The sequence below is a fragment of the Pseudoalteromonas sp. S1609 genome, assembly GCF_005887255.1.
GTDB lineage: Bacteria > Pseudomonadota > Gammaproteobacteria > Enterobacterales > Alteromonadaceae > Pseudoalteromonas.
This window is the reverse complement of sequence record NZ_PNDJ01000162.1, coordinates 1-397: the sequence shown is the minus strand read 5'-3', so window position 1 is coordinate 397 and position 397 is coordinate 1. Positions and strand designations below refer to the sequence as shown.

General features: G+C 39.0%; 1 protein-coding gene. It reads right to left on the bottom strand.

Annotation, left to right across the window (positions count from 1 at the left end; all coding sequences use genetic code 11):
• Window positions 1–33: 33 nt before the first annotated feature.
• Window positions 34–397 (bottom strand): POT-type proton-dependent oligopeptide transporter (locus tag CWB76_RS19240; RefSeq protein WP_138609719.1); only part of this gene is annotated, 364 nt, incomplete at its 5' end.

The following is a 397-nucleotide window of genomic DNA, read 5'->3' as shown; positions in this document are numbered from 1 at the left end:
AAGCGCATAATTACGCGTTGTGATTAATTTAAATTATTGGGCTGGTGAGGTTTGCTCTAAACCTTGTTTTTCCCATACCTTAGCTTTGAAGCTCATCAGTACTAAGATGATACCTACACCGATACTAAATAATGCAATTTGTAAGTAAAGGTTAGGAATTTCTGCAACATTGTTAGGATCAAAGTTACCAGCAAGTAAGCCTGAAATTACGTTACCAATTGAGTATGTAAGTACAAATACACCCATCATTTGACCCGTATAGCGACGAGGAGATAATTTACTTACCGCACTCAATGCAACTGGGCTTAAACAAAGTTCACCCACTGTATGTAAGAAATACGTTGTAACCAGCCAGTAAGGAGCTACTTTTAAGCCTTCAGCTGCGTAATGGGCTGCC